Below are 19994 nucleotides of genomic sequence, written 5' to 3' on the forward strand. Positions count from 1 at the left end.
ACACGGCCATCCGCCCGGCGCCGCGCCGCGCTCAGTGCGCCACCACCGGCGGCCCGCCGCCGCCGCCCTTGGCCGGGCGCGTGATCCAGATGAGCGGAATGATCAGCACGTAGATGGCGGCCGAGACGAAGAAGATGTCGTTGAGCCCCATCATCGCGGCCTGCGAGTTGACCGTGAAGTTGAACAGCGCGTGCGCGGAATCGGTGCCCAGGTGCAGCAGCGAATGCAGGGCGTCGATCTGGTGGTTGAACATCGGGTTGTCGATGCTGGCCTGCTCGGTCAGGCGCACGTGATGCAGCACGGTGCGGTTGTTCCATTCGTTGCCCGCGATCGACGTGCCGACCGCGCCGCAGAACACGCGCGCGAAGTTCGACAGGCCGGCCGCGTCCGGCAGCCGCTCGGGCGGCTGCCCGGACAGGATGATCGAGGTGAGCGGCACGAAGAAGAGCGCCATCGGGATGCCTTGCAGCAGCGTGGGCAGCACCAGGTGCCAGGTGTCGATGTCGGTCACGTAGTTGGTGCGCATGTAGAACACGACGGCGAAGCCGAGGAACGACAGCGTGGCGAGCACGCGCGCGTTGCCGGGCTTGAGCACGCGCCCGACCAGCGGCGACAGCAGCAGCGCGAAGATGCCCAGCGGCGCGGTGACGAGGCCGGCGTCGACGGAGCGGTAGTTGAGGAATTCCTGCATCCATTGCGGCAGCAGCACCAGGTTGCCGAAGAACACCGCATAGGCGATCGAGATGGCGATGGTGCCGCCGAAGAAGTTGCGCTGCGCGAACAGCCGCAGGTTGACGATGGGGTTTTCCTCGGTCAGCTCCCAGATGAGGAAGAGCAGGAACGTGAGCAGCGCGGTGATGCCGAGCACGACGATCACCGGCGAGTTGAACCAGTCCAGGTCCTTGCCCTTGTCGAGCATGACCTGCAGCGAGCCGACCCAGGCCACCAGCAGCCCCAGGCCGACGGCGTCGATGGGTGCCTTGCGCGTCGGTGTCTCGCGCTTGCGGTAGAGCATCCACGTGACGGTGGCGGCGAAGATGCCGACCGGGATGTTGATGTAGAAGATCCACGACCAGCTGTAGTTGTCGGTGATCCAGCCGCCCAGCACGGGGCCGGCGATGGGGCCCACGGTGGCGGTCATGCCCCACAGCGCGAGCGCGGTCGCGGCTTTCTGCTTTGGATAGGAGCCCAGCAGGATGGCCTGCGACATCGGGATCAGCGGGCCGGCCATGGCGCCTTGCAGCACGCGCGCGACCAGCAGCACGGGCAGGCTCGGCGCGATGGCGCATAGCCACGAGGCCAGCGTGAACAGCGCGATCGAGGCGACGAACAGCCGGATCTGGCCCACGCGCTGGGTGAGCCAGCCGGTGAGCGGGATCGACACGGCGTTGGCCGCGGCGAACACGGTGATGACCCAGGTGCCCTGGTCGACGGAGACGCCGAGGTTGCCGGAGATGGTCGGGATCGCGACGTTGGCGATCGAGGTGTCGAGCACGTTCATGAACGTGGCGAGCGCCACCGCGATCGTCGCGAGGACGAGCTGGCCGCCCTGCATCGGGGGAAGAGGTGCCTGAGCCTGAGCCATGGATTGAGCCTCGTGATGAGTCGTTCGGCGAACCGGCCGGCTTGCCCGCTGGCGGGACCGCGCTGGTGACGCTGCTGCTGCTGCTGCTGCTGCCGCTGTTGCCGCCGCCTACGCGGCCTGCGCCAGCTTCGTGGCCGCGCCCTTGCGCGGGGCGGCACGGCCGATGGCGGTGGCGGGGGTGGCGGGGGTGGCGGAGCGGGTCGCCGCGTTGGCCGCGACGATGCGCGCGATCTCCGCGTCGGCCTCGTCGCCGTATCTGGCGAACACGTCGGTCTGGTACGCGGTGGTGGCGGCGTTGCCGAGCTCGCTGCCGCTCTGGTCGTGGATGTCCACGTCCACGTGCATCGACAGCCCGATGCGCAGTGGATGCCGCTCCAGCTCCTTCGCGTCGAGCGCGACGCGCACCGGCAGCCGCTGCACCACCTTGATCCAGTTGCCGGTGGCGTTTTCCGCCGGCAGCAGCGAGAACGCCGAGCCGGTGCCGGCCGAGAAGCCGGCCACGCGGCCGTGGTACGTCACCGACGAGCCATAGGCGTCCGCCGTCAGCGTCACCGGCTGGCCGATGCGCATGTGCTGCAGGTGGACCTCCTTGAAGTTCGCGTCCACCCACACTTCCTGCAGCGGCACCACCGCCATCAGCGGCGTGCCCGGCTGCACGCGCTGGCCTACCTGCACCGAGCGCTGCGCCACGTAGCCCATCACCGGCGCCGGCAGCATGTTGCGGGCGTTGGCCAGGTACGCGTCGCGCACGCGCGCGGCGGCGGCCTGCACGTCGGGATGGCTGGCGATGGTGGTGTTGACCGTGAGCGCGCGGTTCGCCGCGAGCTGCTCGCGCGCGGCGTCGAGCGCGGCCTGCGCGCTCCTGACCGCGTCGCGCGCGTGGGAGATGTCTTCCTGCGAGACCGAGCCGGTCTGCGACACCGCCAGGCGCCGGCGCAGGTCGTCCTGCGCGCGCGCGAGGTCCGACTCGCGCACCGCCATCTGGGCGGCGAGCTGCGCGTCGTCGACGAACAGGCCGCGCACCTGGCGCACCGTCTGCGCCAGCGCGGCCTCGGTCTGCTCCAGCTTCACGCGCGCGTCGGCGGCGTCGAGCTCCACCAGCGGCTGGCCTTCGCGCACCGTCTGCGTGTTGTCGGCGCGCACCGCGATCACGGTGCCGGTCACCTGCGGGGTGATCTGCACCACGTTGCCGTTCACGTAGGCGTCGTCGGTGCTCTCGTGGTAGCGCGCCACCAGGAAGTAATACAGCCCGTAGGCCACCGCCGCGATCACGACGACGACCGCCAGCAGCACGATCAGCAGGCGGCGCGGGCCGTGCTGGGCTTCTGGCAGCGGATCCGCTGCCGGTTGTTGAGGTGAGGTGCTCATGGCTTTTGCTCCGGGTGCTTGTTCGGTCGGGTCTGGGTGACTGGTTCAGCGGGCGATGCCGTCTGCGTTCGCGGGCGCGGCCGGCGTGGCGGCGGACACGGTGAGCGGCGCTGGCGGGGAGGCCGGCGGCGACGATGCGGTGGCGCCGCCCGCCGGCGGCATCGCCAGCCCGGCGGCCTGCGCGTCGAAGCCGCCGCCCAGCGCGCGGATCAGCGTCATCTGCTGGTCGCGCCGCTGCATCGCCAGGTTCGTCACCGTCTGCTCCGCCGCGAGCCGTGCCTGGTCTGCCTGCAATACGTCGAGCTGCGGCGACAGCCCGGCCCGGTAGTTCACCACCGCGAGCTGGTAGGCCCGCGTGGAGGCGTCCAGCGCCTGCCTGGCATCGCCGAGCTGCCGGTCCGTCGAGCGGATCGACGACACCTGCGTGGCGACTTCCGACAGCGCGTTCACCAGGGTCTGGTCGTAGTGCGCCACGTCGGCGTCGAAGTCCGCGTAGCGTCCCTTGAGCTGCGCGCGCAGCGCCCCCGCGTCGAACAGCGGCAGGTGGATCGCCGGGCCGGCTTCGATCTGTCGGCTCGACGCCTGCAGGAAGCGGCCCCAGCCGAGCGCGTCGAGGCCGAGGCTGGCGGAGAGATTCACGTCGGGGAAAAACTCGGCCTTGGCTTCCTTCACGTCCTGCAGCGCGGCCTCCACCTGCCAGCGCGCCGCCACGATGTCCGGGCGGCGCGCGATCAGGTCGGCCGGCAGCGCGTCGGGCAGCGTGACCGGCGCGCCCGCGCCGAGCACCGGCTGCGCGATCTGCAGGCCGCGGTCCGGGCCCGCGCCCAGCAGCGCGCCCAACTGGTAGCGCACCACCTCGATCTGCCCGTCGAACTGGCTCAGCGTGGCGCGGCTGGTGGCCACGTCGCCGCGCGCGGTCTGCCGCTGCTGGTTGGTGTCCAGGCCCGCGGCGACGCGGTCTTCGGTGATCGCGCCGATCGCCACGCGGTTGTCGATCTCGCGCCGCGCGATGTCGCGCAGCGCGTAGAGCTGCGCGAGCTGGTTATAGGTGCGCGCCACCGTCGCGGCCAGCGTCACGCGCGCCTGCTGCAGGTCCGCCTGGGCGGCCTTCTGCTGCGAGACGGCCTGGGCCACCCGCGCGCGGTTCTTGCCCCACAGGTCCAGGTCCCAGGAAGCGCTCGCCAGCGTGTCGTACTCGCTGTACCAGACGCCGCCGAACGGCGGCGGCAGCAGGTTGGGCGAAAGCCGCAGGCGGTTCCATCCCGCGCTGCCCTGCACCTGCGGGTAGAGCGCCGCGCGCGACGAGTCGATATAGGAGCTGGCCTTGGCCAGCCGCGCCCCGGCTTCGGCGATGGTGGGATTGCCCTTGAGCGCCTCGGCCACGAGCCGCGGCAACTGCGGGTCGCCAAACTGCGCGGTCCAGTCGAGCGAGGGCCACTGGCCGCCCTCGGCCGGCAGGCTGCGCGCGGTGGCGTACTGCGCGGGCGTGGCGATCTGGCTGTCGCTGTGGATGCCGCCATAGTTCACGCAGCCGGCCAGCGCGAGCGCGGCGGCGGCCGCGGCCAGCGGCATGCGGACCGCCCGCGAGCCGGTCCGGCCCTGCATGGCGGGCGAACCGCGCAAGCGGCGCGCGACGGGGGGCTCGTCTTCGGTCGGGATCATGCGAGTGGCTCCATGCGGTGAACATCATCGGTGTGTGTTTCGCCGGCCCGTACCGTCATGTCCTTCGCTGAGCGAGCGATAACCTCGTGGCAAGAGTAGGCGGTCTCGCGCGACGCGGGTTTCGGTGCGGGGGCGTTTTTGCTTAGATGCACGCTGGCGCATGGGTGCGGGCGCGCGGGCCGCCGCGCGGCGCGCCGCGTCAGCGCGGACCCGCGCGTGGGGGCGACCGGGGCGCGTGATGGAAGGCGGGAAGGACCGGCGCAGGCGCGGGCGGGGATGTCAGCGAGAAAGCGCGGCGCCCGGGCGTGGCGCCGGGGGAAATGCGGATGCGGGGATCGGGGCATGGCGCCATGACGAAGCCGCCCGGCGCGAGGGCCGGGCTGTCATGCGTGCGCTCAGGGCCGCGCGAGCGGCGCCGGCGGCGGCTGTCGACGATCGACATCGCTTTCGTGAGCCAGTGGACCATCCCGGCGTGGCCGGGAGGGTCATGTTGCCAGGGGAGCCGTGGGTGGCGGCCGGCGTGGTACGCGCGTTACGCGCACCACTCGCACCGCTCGCACGACGTGCATGGCGCGCACGCGCGCCGTGCCGTCATGCGTTGAACGAGTCGTCGTCCAGGAAGTCGTCGGTGCCGAGGTCGTCCAGCCCGTTGTCGAGCCCGCCGTCGTTCTGGTTCTGCGACAAGCGGTCGTCGTTGTCGTAGTAGTTGTTGACGACGGTCTCGGTCGGCAGCGCCCCGGCGGCGGGCTGCCCGAGGAAGCCGCTGCCGCTGTTGTGGTGGAACAGGTTTTCGAGGCCCTGGAACAGGAATGCGCCACCGGCCACGCCGGCGGCCGTGGTGGCGATGCCGCCGAGCGCGCTGCCCAGGCCGCCGCTCAGGAAACCCGGCCGGGCAGCTTGTGCCGGCATGGCCGGCGGTTCGGGCGGCAGCGACGCGGGCGCGCTGGCCGGCGGGGGCATGACGGGACGCGCCACGGCGGGGCTGGCGTGCACGCCCCAGGCGTTTTCCGTATCGAGAAAGCGGTTGGCGCCGCCTGCCTGCGCGGCCTGCAGCTGGTTCTGGAGCGCGGCGATCTGGGTCTTGGCCGAGGCCAGCGCATGGTCGAGCAGCAGGGCGCGCTGGACCAGCAGGTAAGCGGCATCGGGCTGCCTGGCGACGGCGTCGGCGATCAGCGCCTCCGCCTGGGGATCCTTCGCGCCCGCGCGGGCTTGCGTCAACTGGGTCAGGAAGCCGTCCAGTGCTTGCATCTCTTGGGGGGTCATGGCACCACCTATCCGGGTTGTTGAGTGATCCCAGTCTAGGGGCCGAGACTTAAGCAAGACTTAAAACGACGGCGAAAACGACGGCGGTGTCGGGTGCCTGCCACGCCTCGCGGCGGCTGGCCGCTGCGGCGGGTGCCGCGGTGGCTGTTTCAGGCGTCGGTTCAGGCGTTCTGTCCGGGATGGCTGTTTCAGGACTTCTTCTTGGCGACGCCGTCGTTGCCGACGCGCGACTGCACCGCGCCGAACGGGGCGGCGGGGGCGGCGGGCTTCTTGGGCTGCTTCGGTTTCTTGGCTTCGCGGTTGCCGCGTAGTTGACTCTTGGCCATGGTGGTACTCCTGTGGAGTCTTGCATTGCTTGCCGGAGGGCCTATCCAGCATACGCCGTTAAGGCGCGGCAAAGGGGAATATCGGGAAATATCGCGCGGGGAATGCGGTTCGCCCTGCTTCCCGGCGGCATGGCGCTCGTCCGCGGGCGCCGGCGTTGCCGGGTCCGGTGTTCGGGGCGGGAGGGCCGTTCTGGCAAGATATGGCATTCACGCCCTCTGGAGCCACCGCATGCGCAACCTGGATTTCAGTTCCTGGCAGGGATTGCTTTCGACACTGTTCGGGCTGGCCGTGATCACCCTGATCGGGGTCGGCATACGCCTGCTCGCCATGCAGACGATCCAGCAGCGCCGCGAGCGCGAGAACCGCCAGATCAACGAGCGCCTGCGCACGCTCATTGCGGCTTACAAGACGCTGGGCGGGTCCTTCACCGGCAATCTCGCGGTGGATCCCACGCATCTGCGCGACCTGCTGCGCCAGGGCGAACCGGCCGCCGGGCGGGAGGAGGAGGAAGGGCCAGGAACGGCGGCGGTGGGCGAGCAACTCGTGGCGCAACGGCGCAGCGTCGACCGCACGCGGCGGATGCGCGACGCGGTGGAAGCGGCATTGTCCGACATCATCCTGCTGGGCACCGAGGAACAGGTGCGGCTGGCGGCGAAGGCCGCGGCCGAGCTGGTGGCGGGCCGCCCCACGCACACCGACGCGCTGGTGATTTCGCTGCGCGACTTTATCCGCCATGTGCTCGACCTGGAGCCGGTGCCCGCCGGTCTCCCGATCCCCAGGCAGGGCCCGGCGCGGCCGTCGGCGGCGCGCGGCAAGGGCGACGGCGGCGAAGCGAAACAGGGCGGCGCCAAGGGTGGCGGCGGTGGAGGCGGCGGCATGGGCATGGGCGGCGGCCTGGGCGGCGGCGGCCTGGGCGGCAGCCTTGGCGCGGACGACGAGCAGGAGCATCACCGCTAGGCCGCGCCGCGCCTTCCTTCGGCCGGCGGGCCCGCCCGCTCAGGCCGCCTCGGCGCCGCCGCCCGCCTCCAGGTCTTCATACTCCCCGGGGCCGTCCGGCCACGGCGTCAGGATTTCCACGCCGTCCGCCGTCACCGCCACCATGTGTTCCCATTGCGCGGAAAGCGAGTGGTCGCGGGTCACGACGGTCCAGCCGTCCGGCAGCTCTTTGACGTGCCGCTTGCCGGCGTTGATCATCGGCTCGATGGTAAACACCATGCCTTCCCTGAGGCGCAGCCCTTCGCCGCGGTTGCCGTAGTGGAGCACCTGCGGCTCGTCGTGATAGATCGTGCCGATGCCGTGCCCGCAGTATTCCCGCACCACGCTGAAGCCTTCGCGGTGCGCCACCGTCTGGATGGCGTGTCCCACGTCGCCCAGCGTCGCGCCGGGGCGCACCTGGCGGATGCCGGCGAGGAGGGCTTCGTAGGTGGTGCGCACCAGCTTGCGGGCCAGCGGCGCGGGCTCGCCGACGAAGTACATGCGGCTGGTGTCGCCGAACCAGCCGTCCTTGATGATGGCCACGTCGAGATTGACGATGTCGCCGGCCTTCAGCACCTTGGCGGCCGACGGAATGCCGTGGCAGACCACCTGGTTCACCGAGGTGCACAGCGTCTTCTGGTAGCCGTGATACCCGATGTTGGCGGGCGTCACCTTCAGCTCGTCGACGATGTAGTCGTGGCAGATGCGGTCCAGGTCCGCCGTGCTGGCGCCGGGCTTCACGTGGGGCGCGATCATGCGCAGCACGTCGGCGGCGAGCTTGCCGGCTTCGCGGGAGAGCGCGATCTCCGCCGGCGCTTTGATCGGCACGCCGCGTCTCATCGCGCGCCTCCGGCGGCGGCCAGCCGCGGGGCTTCGCCGGCCAGGATGGTGGCCAGGTCGAAGTGGCCGGCCTGCTCGGCGCGCATGAGCAACTGGCAGATCTCGGCATGGTTGAGCGCCGGGTTCAGCTCGGCCAGCATGCCGATGCGCATCCAGTGCTCGGCCTGCGCATTGATGGAACGGGACAGTGCACTGCTGCTCAGGCGCAGGTTCTCGTGCATCTGGTCCGAGATTTTGACGATGCCCATTTTTTGAATATACGAAACATAAACGGATCGTATATTACCACGGCCTGCGCCGGTGGCAAGGGCGAAGTACCGGAAGCGGCGCAATGCCGTCCGGCCCGGCGCTCGCTGCCATGCCTTTGAGGCATGCCCGCCAGCCTGCAAAGTCTTTTTCCTTTCCGCGCGGCGTGACTAGATTACGGCTCAAGGCGGCGACGGCCGTCCGCGTTTTGCCACCCCCTTCCTTGATCTCGCCAAACGGAGTCTCACCATGACCAACCTCAGCGGAAAGACCGCACTCGTCACCGGCGCGTCCCGCGGCATCGGCCGCGCCAGCGCGCTCGCCCTCGCCCGGGCCGGCGCGCAGGTGCTCGTGCACTACAGCAGCAACGAAAAGGCGGCCGACGCGGTGGTGGCCGAGATCCGCGCGGCCGGCGGCAACGCGCGCAAGGTCGCCGCCGACCTGCGCGCCGCGGACGGGCCGCACGCGCTGGCCGCGCGCGTGCGCGAGGTGGTCGGCGGCCGGCTCGACATCCTGGTGGCGAATGCCGGCATCTCGAAGGCGGTCGCCATCGCGGACATGACCGTGGCGGATTTCGACGACCTGTTCGCGGTGAACGTGCGCGCGCCGTTCTTCCTCGTGCAGCAATTGCTGCCGGTGATGTGCAAGGGCAGCAGCATCGTGCTGCTGTCGTCGCTGGCGGCGCGCGCGTCGGTCGGCACGCTGTCGGCCTACGCCGCCACCAAGGGCGCGGTGGACACGCTGGTCAGACACTTTGCCGCCGCACTGGGCGAGCGCGGCATCCGCGTGAACGCGGTGGCGCCGGGCGTGGTCGACACCGATATGTCGAGCATCGTGAAGACCGACGACGGCCGCGCCTACGCGCTCGGCATGCAGGCCCTCAAGCGCATCGCGCAGGCCGACGACATTGCCGGGGCGATCACCTTCCTCGCCTCCGACGACGCGCGCTGGGTCACCGGCGACACGCTGCGCGTGGATGGCGGCTCGAAGCTCTAGGCCCGGGCGCGCCGTCAGCGGCGCAGATCGAAGAACGCGCTCGCCATGCGCTGGCCGTTCACGACCAGCTCCACTTCGTGGCGGCCCGGGTAATGCGTGCGCGTGGTGAAGTCGCGGATATGCTGGCTGCGCCGGACCGACACGCGCTGCCCGCCCGCCAGCGACAGTGCCTTGAGCTTGAATACCTTGGCCGAGGTCGCGCCGGATTTCTTCACGTAGGCGATCCGGTAGTCGACGACCAGCCTCTGCGGGTCCGGCGACGTCGACACCAGCTCGAACGACAGCGTGACCGAGTCGCCCAGCGCGATGCTGGCCGGCGTGACGGCGAACCCGCCCACCGCCACCCGCGGCGCGGCGCCCGCGCCGATCGCCGCCAGCGCGCGCGGGTCTGCCTGCTTGACCAGCGTGCGCAGCGCCTGCTTCACGATCCACGCGGTATGCGCATTGCCGGCCGGCCATTTCCCCACCAGGTCCAGCACCCATTGCGGGTGTGTCTTGGCGATGTCGTTGAGGTGGTTCGCCACGGACTTGCGGACATAGAGACTGCCGTCCGCGCGCAGGTTGCCGAGGATCTTCGCGGTCAGCGCCGGGTCGGCCTCTATCGCGCCGAGCCGGAAGGACCACGGCAGGCGCGGGCGGCTGCCTTCGCTGGCCAGGCGGCGCACCGCGTCGCTGGGGTCCGTCGACCACGCTTCCATGGTGGCGAGCGCGCGTGGCAGGTCGTCGCGCAGGAATTCGCGGACCCCGAATTCCGAGGAGCCGAACTGCGTGAAATACCTGAGCGCTGCCATCGACACGTCGAACGCATGGCGCCCGTATTGTCCGACGTAGTCGGGCGGCACCAGCGACATGAAGCCGCCGCCGAGGCGCGGCGCGGCCTCGCTCAGCATGGCGAGCGCGCCGTCGAAGCCGGACGGGCAAGCCGCGTGGATGGCGGCGCTCGCCTGGCGCACGCGCGCCATCAGGGTCAGGTCTTCAAGACCGTCGAGCGCAACCGCGAGAAAGGTCTTCGCGTCGAAGTCGGGGGCAACGGAGCGCAGCAGCTTCGCCAGTTCGCGCAAGCGCTGCTCGCCCATTGCCAGTTTCAGCGGAACTGGCGCAGCTTTGGTCATGGATAGGTCTCGTGCCGGTTCGGACCGTGGATCGGTCTGGTGGCGGCAGCATAGATCATGCTGCTGTCAGTTTCCGTCAGGAGACTTCGGGGGAGAGCAAGAGCGGGTAAGCGCGCGCGGGGACGGCGCGGCGAAAGCGCATGCCGGAAAACACAAAACCCCGCTGGCGCAAGGCTTCGCGGGGTTCCGATGGACTGCTTCCTGCTATCTTCTTCCGGCCTGTTACTGCGCCGTACAGCTTCGTGGTGCCCAGGAGAGGACTCGAACCTCCACAGTGTTGCCACCGCTAGGACCTGAACCTAGTGCGTCTACCAATTTCGCCACCTGGGCAAGCTGAGCCGCGCATTTTACCCAAGAAATGGAAATTTGCAAGCGTCCGGTTCGGGGACGGGCCGGCGCAGTCCCGCCCGGGGCTGCGCCGATGCCGGCTGCCGGGAGGGGAGGCCGGGCGCCCCGGGTGTTCCTGTCAGGTCAGGAGGTTGAAGGCGAACCCCAGCGCGATCGCGCCGCCAAGCGCTTCCAGTGCTGCCAGTGCGAGAAGGTTCTTCAAAACGAAGGCATCATCCTGCTTGGTCACCATGGTGTCGTCTCCCGGTATAGGAATCCACGGCTGGAAGTCGATGGCAAGCACAGCGGTACGGATCCACGCTCCAGCCACGTCTTAACGCGTTTTCAGTAGACCGCAACGCGGGGCCGGCGAAAAGTTGGCATAAACCCGTACGGCGACCGGTGCAGGGCAGCATTGCCGGCGCCGTTGCCGCTCCCGGCCGGCGCGCTACGCCGCCGCCATCGCCGCCCGCCCGGCCGGCGGCAGGTTGCCCATGCCGGCCAGCGTCGCCTCCACCGCCGCGTCGAGCGGGGTGTGCGGCTCGTGTCCCAGCACCGCCAGCAGCCGCGCGTTGTCCATGTGCACGGGGGTCTCCCACAGGTAGCGCATCTCGCGCAGTTCGCGCAGCGTCGCCACGAACGGCGAGGCCAGCGTGACCAGCCACCACGGGAAGGCGGCCACGCGCGGCGCGGCCCCGGTGCGGCGCAGCATCACGCGGCGGATGGCATCGTTCATCCGGGTGCCGTCCGCATCCCAGTGGCCGGCCGTATGGAAACGGGCGAAGGCTTCCAGGCTGTCGCGGCGCGCCAGCAGTTCGACCATCGTGCGCGCGACGTCGGGCAGGTAGGACCACTGGTGCCCGATGCCGCGCCGGCCCGGATAGCTGATGGTCTTCACCGCGCGGCCGGGCTTGACCAGGCCTTGCGAGAACCAGTTGTTGCCGGCGCCCGGCCCGAAGAAGTCCCCGGCGCGCACGATGATGACCCGGGCACCCGCGTGGCTGGCCTGTTCCAGCCGCCGTTCCAGCTCCACGCGGATGGCGCCCTTCCTGGTGCGCGGCCGCTGCGGCGCGTCTTCCCGCAGCACGGGAAAGGCATCGGGGCCGTAGTTGTAGACCGTGCCGGGCAGCACGATGGTCGCGCCCTGCGCGATGGCGGCGGCGATGGTGTTGTCGAGCATCGGCAGCACCAGCTGCGACCAGTTGCGGTATCCGGGCGGGTTGACCGCGTGGACGATCACCGCGCAGCCCGCCGCGGCGTCGAGCACGTCCCTGTGCCGGAGCGCGTCGCCGCGGATCCACAGGATGCCGTCCTTGTGTTCGACGGCCTGCGCGGCGCCGCGCTTGAGCGCCCGCACGTCCCAGCCGGCGTCGCGCAGCTGGCGCGCGACCTCGCCGCCGGCGCCGCCGGTGGCGCCAAGAACCAGAACCGTGTTGCTGCTTGCCATCTTGCTCTCCAGGAAAAGACCGTCGATGGCCGTATTCTGGGACGCCGCGGGATAAACGGAAATTGCCTAATTGGTACTAGTAGCTATACATTTATGTATGACTTCGAATATCGGTTGGGAACTCTACCGCGCCTTTCTCAGCGTGCTGAAAGAGGGCTCGCTGTCGGGCGCGGCGCGCGAGCTGGGACTCACCCAGCCGACGGTGGGGCGCCATGTGGCCGCGCTGGAGGCGGCGCTGGGCGTGGCCTTGTTCACCCGCTCGCAGCTCGGCCTGACCCCGACCGAGGCGGCGCTGGGCCTGCGCGCCTACGCCGAGACCATGGCCAGCACCGCCGCCTCGCTCGAGCGCGCGGCCTCGGGCTACGGCGAAGGCGTGCGCGGCGTGGTGCGCATATCGGCCAGCGAGGTCGTCGGGGTGGAGGTGCTGCCGCCCATCGTCGAGCAATTGCGGCGGCGGCATGCGCAGCTCAAGGTCGAGCTGGTGCTGACCAACCGCGTGCAGGACCTGCTGCGGCGCGAGGCCGACATCGCGGTGCGCATGATGCGGCCCGAGCAGGCGCAGCTGGTGGCGCGCCGGGTCGGCAATATCGAGCTGGGCCTGCATGCGCGCAAGGATTACCTGGTGCGGTGCGGCACGCCGCAGCGCACCAGCGAGCTGGCCAGGCATGCGCTGATCGGCTACGACCAGCCGAGCGCGTTCGTGCGCGCGGCCAGCCGGTCTTTCCGGGAGTTCACCCGCGATGCCTTCGCGATCCGCACCGACAGCGACCTCGCGCAGCTGGCGATGATCCGCGGCGGCGTGGGCATCGGCATCTGCCAGGCCGCGCTGGCCGCGCGCGACGACACGCTGGTGCGCGTGCTGCCGGCGGCGTTCTCGATGCAGCTCGAGACCTGGGTGACGATGCACGAAGACCTGCGCGACAGTCCGCGCTGCCGGGCTGCGTTCGATGCGCTGGCCGAGGGGCTGGCGGCATACGCCGGGCAGGGGAAGATCGGCAGGTGACGCGGCGTGCATGGGCGTGGCCGCGGCGCTGGCGAATGTGGCGGCGCGGGCGCCTGCCCGCTGCGCGCCCCGCGTTCGCGCTTGCCTTGCGCGGCCATTTCCCGAACACTGCGGGAACACTCGTGCCAGGCTGGCCGCCAGCAAGGAGCGCCGCGTGATCACACTCTATTCCTACCCGGACCTGTTCGGCGTGGAGGACAACAATCCCTACGGCCTCAAGGTCTTCGCGTTCTTGAAGTTGTGCGGCGTGGCGTTCGAGCATCGCCATATCCTCGACGCGAGGTCGGCGCCGCGCGCGCAGCTGCCCTACGTGGATGACGACGGCCACGCCATCGGCGACAGCGACGCCATCGTGCGCCACGTGACGCAGCGCTGCGGCCTGACCATCGACGCGGCGCTGACCGGCGCGCAGCGCGACCTCGACCACCTCGTGCGGCGCACGCTGGACGACCTGTACTGGGTGATGTCGTATTCGCGCTGGCGCGACGAGCGCTACTGGCCGGCCTTCATGGCGGCCCTGCTGCGCACGCATCCCGATCTCACCGAGGACGCGCTCGTCGCCGCGCAGAAGTACAACTTCGAGCGCTACTACTACCAGGGGATCGGGCGCTACGAGCCGGACGACGTGTACGCGCGCGGCATCGCCGACCTCGCGGTGGTGTCCCGGCTGATCGGCGAGCAGGCCTTCCTGTTCGGCGCCGCGCCGGCCAGCACCGACGCGGGCATCTACGGCTTCGTCGCCAACATCTATTGCTACGACATCGATACGCCGCTCAAGCGCTTCGTGCTGTCGCGGCCGAACCTGGTGCGGCACTGCAACGGGGTGCGCGCGGCGATGGGGCAGGGCGCGCGGTAGGCCGGCACGGCGCGGCTTTCCGTTGCGTCCCGTCGGTAGCGCCCGTCGGTAGCGCAAGTCGGTAGCGCAAGTCAGTAGCGCACGTCCACGATCACGCTGTCGACGTAGGTGCCGGCCGGCGGCGTGGGCTGGTCGGCATAGATCCTTGCCGTGTACGGAAACGATTTCGCCGAGATGCCGTCGGCGGGGCCGCCGCTGCCCGCGCGGCCGGCGCCGGCGCCCCATACCGTGCCGGCCGGGCCGAAGATGTCGTACTGCAGGCGGCGCGCGCCGCTCGCCATTTGCCGGCGGCCGTCGGGGGCGGGAAAGTTGCCGCCGCTCAGGCCCACGGTGAAGACCATGCCCTTCGTGCACGTCAGCGACAGGCTGCCGCTGACCGGCGCAAAGCTCGTCACGGTGGGCGCGGCGCCGAAGTCGATGTCGGACGCGCCGATCAGGCAGTCGTTGGTCACCGTGAGCGTCAGCGCGAATGCCGACCTGCCGCCGCCCGCGTCCCTGCCCAGGCACGCGCCCAGCACGCCGATGCCCGCGCAATAGCCCCACTGCCAGTAGATCGTCGCCGTGTCGGTATAGGTGCCGGCGGCGATGCTGGCATTCGCCGGCAGCGTGCGGAGGTAGAGCGGCAGCGCTTTCGAGGGGCCGCCGAACACGCCGAGGAAGTTCGCCAGCTGGCCGGTGGCCCAGTTGTAGCCGGTATTGATGTTCAGGGGCACGTTGCCTTGCGGGTCGGCATAGATGCGGTAGGGGATCGTGTCGCCGCCGGGGCCGGCCAGGCTGCCCTGGTTGGCCGAGGTGATGACGGCGTTGATCTGGTCGCCCAGGATCAGGAAGCCGGCGACGGCGCCGGTGCAGGTCAGCCCGCTGTTGACGGTCGAGGTGGCCAGCGGCTGGGTCCGCGCCGCGAACGACCCCACGGTGCCGAACGAGGCCGGGCTGCCGGCGATGGCCGAGCAGCTTGCCCGCGCCGGCGGCGACAGCAGCAGGCCGAGCAGTGCCGGCGCCAGGCAGCGCCGCCAGGTGCCGTGAAGGCGTTTCATGTTCCGCTCCTCGCAATGACATGATCGGATCGAAGTGGGCCGCCGCGTCATTCGCCGCAGGCCAGCGGGCCTACTTGATGGATGCGGCCGGCGCCGGGAGGGATGGAGAACGTGGCGGCGCAGCGGCTGCCGTCCGCGCGTGTCACGCGCAGGTGGTTGCGCAGCGCGAGCCCTTCCAGGTAGGTTTCGCCGCCCCACCCGACCAGCGCGGTCTGGCCGCTTTCGCGGTGCGTGACGCGCGCGCCCGGCCGGAGCGGCGCGCCGGCGCCGTCGACCAGCCGGATGCGGGCCGACACCACCTTTTCCACCGGGAACGTCACCAGCGCGCCGGCGCGGCCGCGCACCGCCACGTGGCGCTCGAGCACGGGCACGCGCACGTCGTCGGGCAGGCCGAGCGGATCGATCTCGTATTTCGCCGCGTAGTACGACGGCGCCCACGGCACCAGCAGGTGGCCGCGGCTGTCGGTCTCGCCGGCCACCTGGTTCTCGTAGCGCACCGGCACGCCGGGGTGTCCTTGCGTGTCGACCAGCACGAAGGCGTCGTCGATCCGGTTGGCGGGCAGCACCGCGCCGTTCATCAGCACCAGCGAGCCCTGCGCTTCGCCCCAGCGCGCATGTGCCTGGCCGCCGCCGCCATACACGCCGCCCTGCACCTGGAAGTAGCGGTTGCGCCAGGCAAGGTCCGCCTGCTGGTAGCGCGCCGCGCCGCCGGCATAGGCAAGGTTCCAGCCCAGGCCGCCGTCGCTCGGCACGGCGCGGCTGTATTGCACGCGCTGGCTAGCGCCGCCGCGCTCGTGCGCGAGCGAGCCGGTCACCGTTCCCTTGGCGCCGAGCGGCACGACCACCTGCAGCTGCGCGGCCACGCCGCGGCCGGCGATGGTCTTGTTGATGGCGGCGAACAGCGTCGCGCCGCCGGACAGCGCGCGCGTATAGGACAGGTTGGCGATGCGCGCATGCGTGCCGCCGCTCGCGCGCACGTCGACATAGCCGGCGCCCAGCGTGCCGCCGCCGAAATGCAGCGCCGCCGTGGCCTGCGTGCTGCCGCGCGCCATGTGGTGGCCGCTGCCGGCGGGCCGGTCGTAGGCGGACAGGTCGCCATAGCCCGCGCTGCGCCGGATATGCTGCACGCCCACGCTGAACCGTGGCGATGCATAGCCGTGGCCGAGCGCGTATTGCTGGCCGGCGCGGCCATCGAGCCGGCTGAAGGCCGCGGCGAGGTCGACCGTGCCCAGCATGCCGATGCCCACGCCGGCGCCGAGGCCGCCCAGCGCCAGTCCCTTGCCCGCCTCGGCATGGCCTTCGACGGTGAGGCTGTCGGTGATGCCGCGGCGCAGGGTGGCCGCCGCCGCGGGTTTGCCGTAGGCCAGCGAACGGCTGCCGTAGTGGCGCCGCATCGCGCCGGCCGCGAGCGCGTAGTCCGACAAGCCGGCCTTGAGCAGCGTGCTGGCGGCATAGAACGGGATGGTGGCCGACACCTGGCGGCCGAGCGCGTCGGTGGTGACGACGGTGGCTTCGCCGGCGCCGTTGATGAAGGGCACGTTGCCGAGCGTGAACGGCCCCGGGTTGACGTGGCCCGTGGCTGCCCTGCTGCCGTTGATGAAGAGGTCGACCGCGCTGGGCACCGCCGCCAGCCCGGAGAATTCCGGCAGCGGATAGGTGACGAGGTCCGGGCGCACCCTGAAGTTGCGCGAGACGGCGATGTCGCCCAGGCGCACCGCGCTGTTCCACGCCAGCGCGCCGGTGACGAGATCGCCCGCCTGGTAGGTGTGCATGCGGTCCTGGTCGGAATAGGTCCACGCGGTGTCGTAGCGCAGGTAGCCGCCGGCCGCGCCGGCGCCGCCATGCCGGTAGACGCCGGTGTTGGCGGCGCTGCCCCATCCGCCGAACATCCGCTGCTCGCTCCAGGCGGACACGGCGGGAGGCGCGCCGGCGCTGGCCGCGGCGCTGGCGTACACGTCATAGTTGAGCAGCATGCCGGGGCTGACCGCCGCCGGCGCGTGCCGGCGCTGCCGGGCTTGTCCCACCGGCTGCCGGGGCAGCCACGCCGGCGGCACGGTCAGGCCGAGCTGTTGTTCGGCGCCGCGGTACTCGACCCGCACGCCGGCGAGCGTGGCGGGATTCACCAGCTCGCCCGCGGCGGCGTCGGCGCGCACCGAGACACCCGCCAGGTCCGCGGCGCACAGGAAATAGGCGCCGTCGCGCTGCAGCACGGGTGCCACGCGCCCGCTCGGCAGTTCGTTGACCACCAGTTCCAGGTAGAGCGTGGCCGCGCGCATCGCCGCGCCCGCCGGCGGCAGCGCGCATGGGGCCTCGCCGGTGGCGGCGGCCGGCGCGGCGCCGCCGGGCCGTGCCGCGCCGGCCGCCGCCAACATCATGCCGACGGCCCACGCCGCCGCCTGCGGGCGCGGCGGACGCGGCGGACGCCGTGGCCGGGTTGCCGGCCCGATGGCGCGTCGCACGCGGTCACCGTTCGCGCATGGCCGGATTCACTGGCCGGCGCCCGCGGCCTCGGCATCGAGGACGACGCCGGGCGTGCCGTTGACCGTGGCCAGCAAGCGCGCATGCGGGTCCGGCCTCAGCTCGCGCGGCAGTTCCCAGCGCACGCGCGCGCCCGGCAGCACGTAGCCGAGCAGGCCCGGCGCGAGCACGGCCTGGCTGCCTGCCGTCTCGAAGCTGGCGCCGGTGACGCGCGCGTGCACCGCGCCGCGGTTCGAGATGGCGAGCCAGCGCTTTCCGCCGGCTTCGTCGAGCCGCCATGACAGCGCGGGGCGCGCGGCGGCGGCATCGCCGCGCTGGTCCGGCATGGCCGTGGCGCGCACGCCTTCGCCGTAGACGAACAGCGGTATCGAGTAGCGCATCTGGAACCGGATGCCGAACGACGGCGCCTCTTGCCTTGCGCCGCCTCCGGCGTCCGCAGCGTCGGCTACATCCGCAGCCTCGCCGGCGTCGCGCGGCTGCGGGAGCTCGTCGATCAGCACGCGGTAGGCCTGCTCGGTGCCGGGCACGGCCTCCCGCAGCCTGGTCAGGCGGATCAGCTGGCGCCGGCCCGGCGGCACCGTCGCCATCGGCGGGCTGCCGGCCACGCGGTCCTGGTCGGCCGAGAGGACATCCTCGCCGGCCTGCTGCCGCCAGCCCATCACGCGGACCTGCAACGTCACCGGGCGCGTGTCGCGGTTCTCGAGCCAGAGCGCGGCGGCGCGCTGGCCGCTTTCGATGACCGGGTCGATCGGCCAGATCATCACGGAGGTGGCCGCGCGCGCGGGTGCGCAGGCGAGCGCGGCGGCGGCCAGGCCGGACAGCGCGAGGCGGCATGGCGCGCCGGCGGGCCGGCGCGGCGGGCTTGCCAGGATGGGGGCGTTCATGGCGTGCTCCTTGGCGATTGCCGCGGGATTCCCGGGCGTTCAATAGGTCAGCGTGACTTGCGCGGTGTCGGTGTAGGCGCCCGGCGGCGCCCGGCCGCCCGGCAGCGTCAGCTCGCCGTGGAGCGGCAGGCTGGCGACGCCCGGGACCATCACGGACACCGCCTGCCCGATGGCGATGGGCCGGGTGCGGCCGGCGTCGGCATAGAGCCGGTACGCGACCAGCGTGCCGGCGGCGCCGCGCAGGTGGCGTTGCCCGCCGGACGGGTGGAGGCCGCCGTCGACGGTCATCCTGAGCGCCGTTGCGCCGGCGCATTCGATCTGCAGCGCGCCGGCCAGCGCGGCGCCCGCCTGTCCGCTGGCGACGGCGGGGTACGTGCCGAAGTCGAGCGTGCCGAGCGCGAGTCCCGTGCCCGCGCCGCCGCCGGCCACGCCGCAGCCGGGCACGATGCGCGCGCTGACCAGCAGCGTGCGGGTGGCCGGCAGCATGGTGTCCGCGCAGGCGGGGGCGGGCGCGGACAGGACGACGGGAAGGGCGGCAGGAAGGGAGGCCAGCAGGGAGGCCAGCATCCCGGCGGCCGGCCGCGCCCGGCGGGAAGCGGCGCGCGCGCTCACCATGCGAGCGTGACGTTGAGGGTGTCCAGGTAGGTGCCCGCCGCCAGCGCCGACGTGCTGGTCTTGTGCACCACGCCATGGATCGGCAGCGAGAACGTGGCGCCCGGCGCGGGCACCGGCACGGCGTGCGCGGTGCCGGCGACGTACGGGTGCGCGTGGGCGGCGTCGGAGTACACCTCGTAGGGCACATAGTTCGTGCCGTTGGCGAGCGCGCGCGAGCCGATGCCCTCGCCCGCGCCCTTGCCGCCGTTCTGGCCGGCGTCGAGCGTGACTTGCAGCGCGGTGACGTCCGGCGAGCACGTCATCTGCGTGGCGGCCGCGCCGCCGCCGACGGCCTGCGCCGTCACCTTGCCGGTGAAGCCGCCGGGCTGCGCGCCGAAATCCAGCGTGCCGAAGTTGGCCAGGACGCCGGTCGAGCCGGTGCCGGCATCGATCGCGCAGCCGGTGGTCAGGACGAGCCGGGCATTGACGGCGCCGTTCAGCGAGGATGAGCCGGCCTGCGCCAAGGCGGCGGTCCAGGCGCAGGCGCAGGCGATGGCGGCGGCGGAAATCGAGGTGATTTTCATGATCCTGTTTTTTGATTTCTGGTTGAGTTGAATTGTCATTTCTTTCATTCGATATTCAAGTATTTGAATCCATGTTGAATGGAAGTTGATGCGAATCAATGAATTCAAAAAACACAATCGACTTTTGCTTTATTGCCTGCGCCTTCGGTTGAATTTCCTGCTGTATTCATGGCAATCTTCGCGGTTTCGCGGATCTCGGCGACAGGGTGGCCTGGCGAGGAGGGACGGATTGATCCGGCACCCTGCGCGATCTGGAAAAATTGCTCGTATCGATCTATATATGATTTATCTGCGGCGCGGCGATGTCGCATTAAATCGCTCGGCAGAAATTCCGTACATGATCCATTAATCCATCCTGTCGCGCCATCGGAACGCTCCGATCACGGCGCGAAGAATTAATCAGGGTTATC

At 71.0% G+C, this 19994-nt stretch carries 19 protein-coding genes and 1 tRNA gene; 4 read left to right on the forward strand and 16 right to left on the reverse strand.

Annotation, left to right across the window (positions count from 1 at the left end):
- Positions 1–31: 31 nt before the first annotated feature.
- From ACKI2N_RS02770 to ACKI2N_RS02790, 5 genes are all read right to left on the reverse strand, one after another.
- Positions 32–1585: a DHA2 family efflux MFS transporter permease subunit gene (locus ACKI2N_RS02770; protein ID WP_420998446.1), complete on the reverse strand. Its 1554-nt coding sequence runs from the start codon at positions 1583–1585 to the stop codon at positions 32–34.
- Positions 1586–1693: 108 nt separating this feature from the next.
- The gene (locus tag ACKI2N_RS02775) at positions 1694–2953 is read right to left on the reverse strand and encodes an efflux RND transporter periplasmic adaptor subunit (RefSeq protein WP_420998445.1); all 1260 of its coding nucleotides are present in this window, start codon (positions 2951–2953) and stop codon (positions 1694–1696) included.
- A gap of 45 nt (positions 2954–2998) precedes the next feature.
- Positions 2999–4558 (reverse strand): efflux transporter outer membrane subunit, encoded by a 1560-nt coding sequence (locus tag ACKI2N_RS02780; protein ID WP_426990819.1) that lies wholly within the window; start codon positions 4556–4558, stop codon positions 2999–3001.
- Positions 4559–5206: 648 nt separating this feature from the next.
- Positions 5207–5878 carry a DUF2076 domain-containing protein gene (locus ACKI2N_RS02785; protein WP_420998444.1) on the reverse strand — a complete coding sequence of 224 codons (672 nt, stop codon included), beginning with the start codon at positions 5876–5878 and terminating at the stop codon, positions 5207–5209.
- A 188-nt stretch (positions 5879–6066) separates the two neighbouring features.
- Entirely contained in the window at positions 6067–6204 is a 138-nt protein-coding gene (locus ACKI2N_RS02790; protein ID WP_420998443.1) for a hypothetical protein, read from the reverse strand.
- Between the two features lie 229 nt (positions 6205–6433).
- Here ACKI2N_RS02790 and ACKI2N_RS02795 point away from each other — a divergent pair, with 229 nt between their 5' ends.
- Positions 6434–7162, forward strand: coding sequence for a hypothetical protein (locus ACKI2N_RS02795; protein ID WP_420998442.1), 729 nt, complete (start codon positions 6434–6436; stop codon positions 7160–7162).
- Positions 7163–7201: 39 nt separating this feature from the next.
- On the opposite strand, the gene map is transcribed toward ACKI2N_RS02795, so the two are convergent.
- A complete protein-coding gene (gene map / locus ACKI2N_RS02800; RefSeq protein WP_420998441.1) occupies positions 7202–8020 on the reverse strand; it encodes a type I methionyl aminopeptidase in 819 nt (272 codons plus the stop codon).
- The gene (locus ACKI2N_RS02805; protein WP_420998440.1) at positions 8017–8268 is read right to left on the reverse strand and encodes a ParD-like family protein; all 252 of its coding nucleotides are present in this window, start codon (positions 8266–8268) and stop codon (positions 8017–8019) included. The genes map and ACKI2N_RS02805 overlap by 4 nt, the downstream gene beginning before the upstream one ends.
- Before the next feature lie 247 nt (positions 8269–8515).
- On the opposite strand from ACKI2N_RS02805, the gene ACKI2N_RS02810 reads away from it, so the two are divergent.
- A complete protein-coding gene (locus ACKI2N_RS02810) occupies positions 8516–9262 on the forward strand; it encodes an SDR family NAD(P)-dependent oxidoreductase (RefSeq protein WP_420998439.1) in 747 nt (248 codons plus the stop codon).
- A gap of 14 nt (positions 9263–9276) precedes the next feature.
- Here ACKI2N_RS02810 and ACKI2N_RS02815 read toward each other — a convergent pair whose 3' ends face one another.
- The 3 genes from ACKI2N_RS02815 to ACKI2N_RS02825 form a co-directional block, all read right to left on the reverse strand.
- Positions 9277–10374: a DNA alkylation repair protein gene (locus ACKI2N_RS02815; RefSeq protein WP_420998438.1), complete on the reverse strand. Its 1098-nt coding sequence runs from the start codon at positions 10372–10374 to the stop codon at positions 9277–9279.
- A gap of 243 nt (positions 10375–10617) precedes the next feature.
- A tRNA-Leu gene (locus tag ACKI2N_RS02820) sits at positions 10618–10704 on the reverse strand.
- A gap of 445 nt (positions 10705–11149) precedes the next feature.
- Positions 11150–12148 (reverse strand): NAD-dependent epimerase/dehydratase family protein, encoded by a 999-nt coding sequence (locus ACKI2N_RS02825; protein ID WP_420998437.1) that lies wholly within the window; start codon positions 12146–12148, stop codon positions 11150–11152.
- 97 nt (positions 12149–12245) lie between these two features.
- On the opposite strand from ACKI2N_RS02825, the gene ACKI2N_RS02830 reads away from it, so the two are divergent.
- A complete protein-coding gene (locus tag ACKI2N_RS02830) occupies positions 12246–13151 on the forward strand; it encodes a LysR family transcriptional regulator (protein ID WP_420998436.1) in 906 nt (301 codons plus the stop codon).
- Between the two features lie 154 nt (positions 13152–13305).
- The gene (locus ACKI2N_RS02835; protein ID WP_420998435.1) at positions 13306–14007 is read left to right on the forward strand and encodes a glutathione S-transferase C-terminal domain-containing protein; all 702 of its coding nucleotides are present in this window, start codon (positions 13306–13308) and stop codon (positions 14005–14007) included.
- A 71-nt stretch (positions 14008–14078) separates the two neighbouring features.
- On the opposite strand, the gene ACKI2N_RS02840 is transcribed toward ACKI2N_RS02835, so the two are convergent.
- The 6 genes from ACKI2N_RS02840 to ACKI2N_RS02865 all read right to left on the reverse strand — a co-directional run bounded on the left by ACKI2N_RS02840 (position 14079) and on the right by ACKI2N_RS02865 (position 19895).
- Positions 14079–15044, reverse strand: a complete 966-nt coding sequence (locus ACKI2N_RS02840) for a spore coat U domain-containing protein (RefSeq protein WP_420998434.1) — start codon at positions 15042–15044, stop codon at positions 14079–14081.
- Between the two features lie 47 nt (positions 15045–15091).
- Positions 15092–17419: a fimbria/pilus outer membrane usher protein gene (locus tag ACKI2N_RS02845; RefSeq protein WP_426990368.1), complete on the reverse strand. Its 2328-nt coding sequence runs from the start codon at positions 17417–17419 to the stop codon at positions 15092–15094.
- Between the two features lie 111 nt (positions 17420–17530).
- Positions 17531–18406 (reverse strand): molecular chaperone, encoded by an 876-nt coding sequence (locus ACKI2N_RS02850; RefSeq protein ID WP_420994510.1) that lies wholly within the window; start codon positions 18404–18406, stop codon positions 17531–17533.
- A gap of 39 nt (positions 18407–18445) precedes the next feature.
- A complete protein-coding gene (locus ACKI2N_RS02855; protein ID WP_420994511.1) occupies positions 18446–18973 on the reverse strand; it encodes a spore coat protein U domain-containing protein in 528 nt (175 codons plus the stop codon).
- A gap of 41 nt (positions 18974–19014) precedes the next feature.
- The gene (locus ACKI2N_RS02860) at positions 19015–19584 is read right to left on the reverse strand and encodes a spore coat protein U domain-containing protein (RefSeq protein WP_420994512.1); all 570 of its coding nucleotides are present in this window, start codon (positions 19582–19584) and stop codon (positions 19015–19017) included.
- A 104-nt stretch (positions 19585–19688) separates the two neighbouring features.
- Positions 19689–19895, reverse strand: a complete 207-nt coding sequence (locus ACKI2N_RS02865) for a hypothetical protein (RefSeq protein WP_420994513.1) — start codon at positions 19893–19895, stop codon at positions 19689–19691.
- Positions 19896–19994: the final 99 nt, after the last annotated feature.

Origin of the sequence: Cupriavidus sp. 30B13 (assembly GCF_049059565.2) — a bacterium.
GTDB lineage: Bacteria > Pseudomonadota > Gammaproteobacteria > Burkholderiales > Burkholderiaceae > Cupriavidus.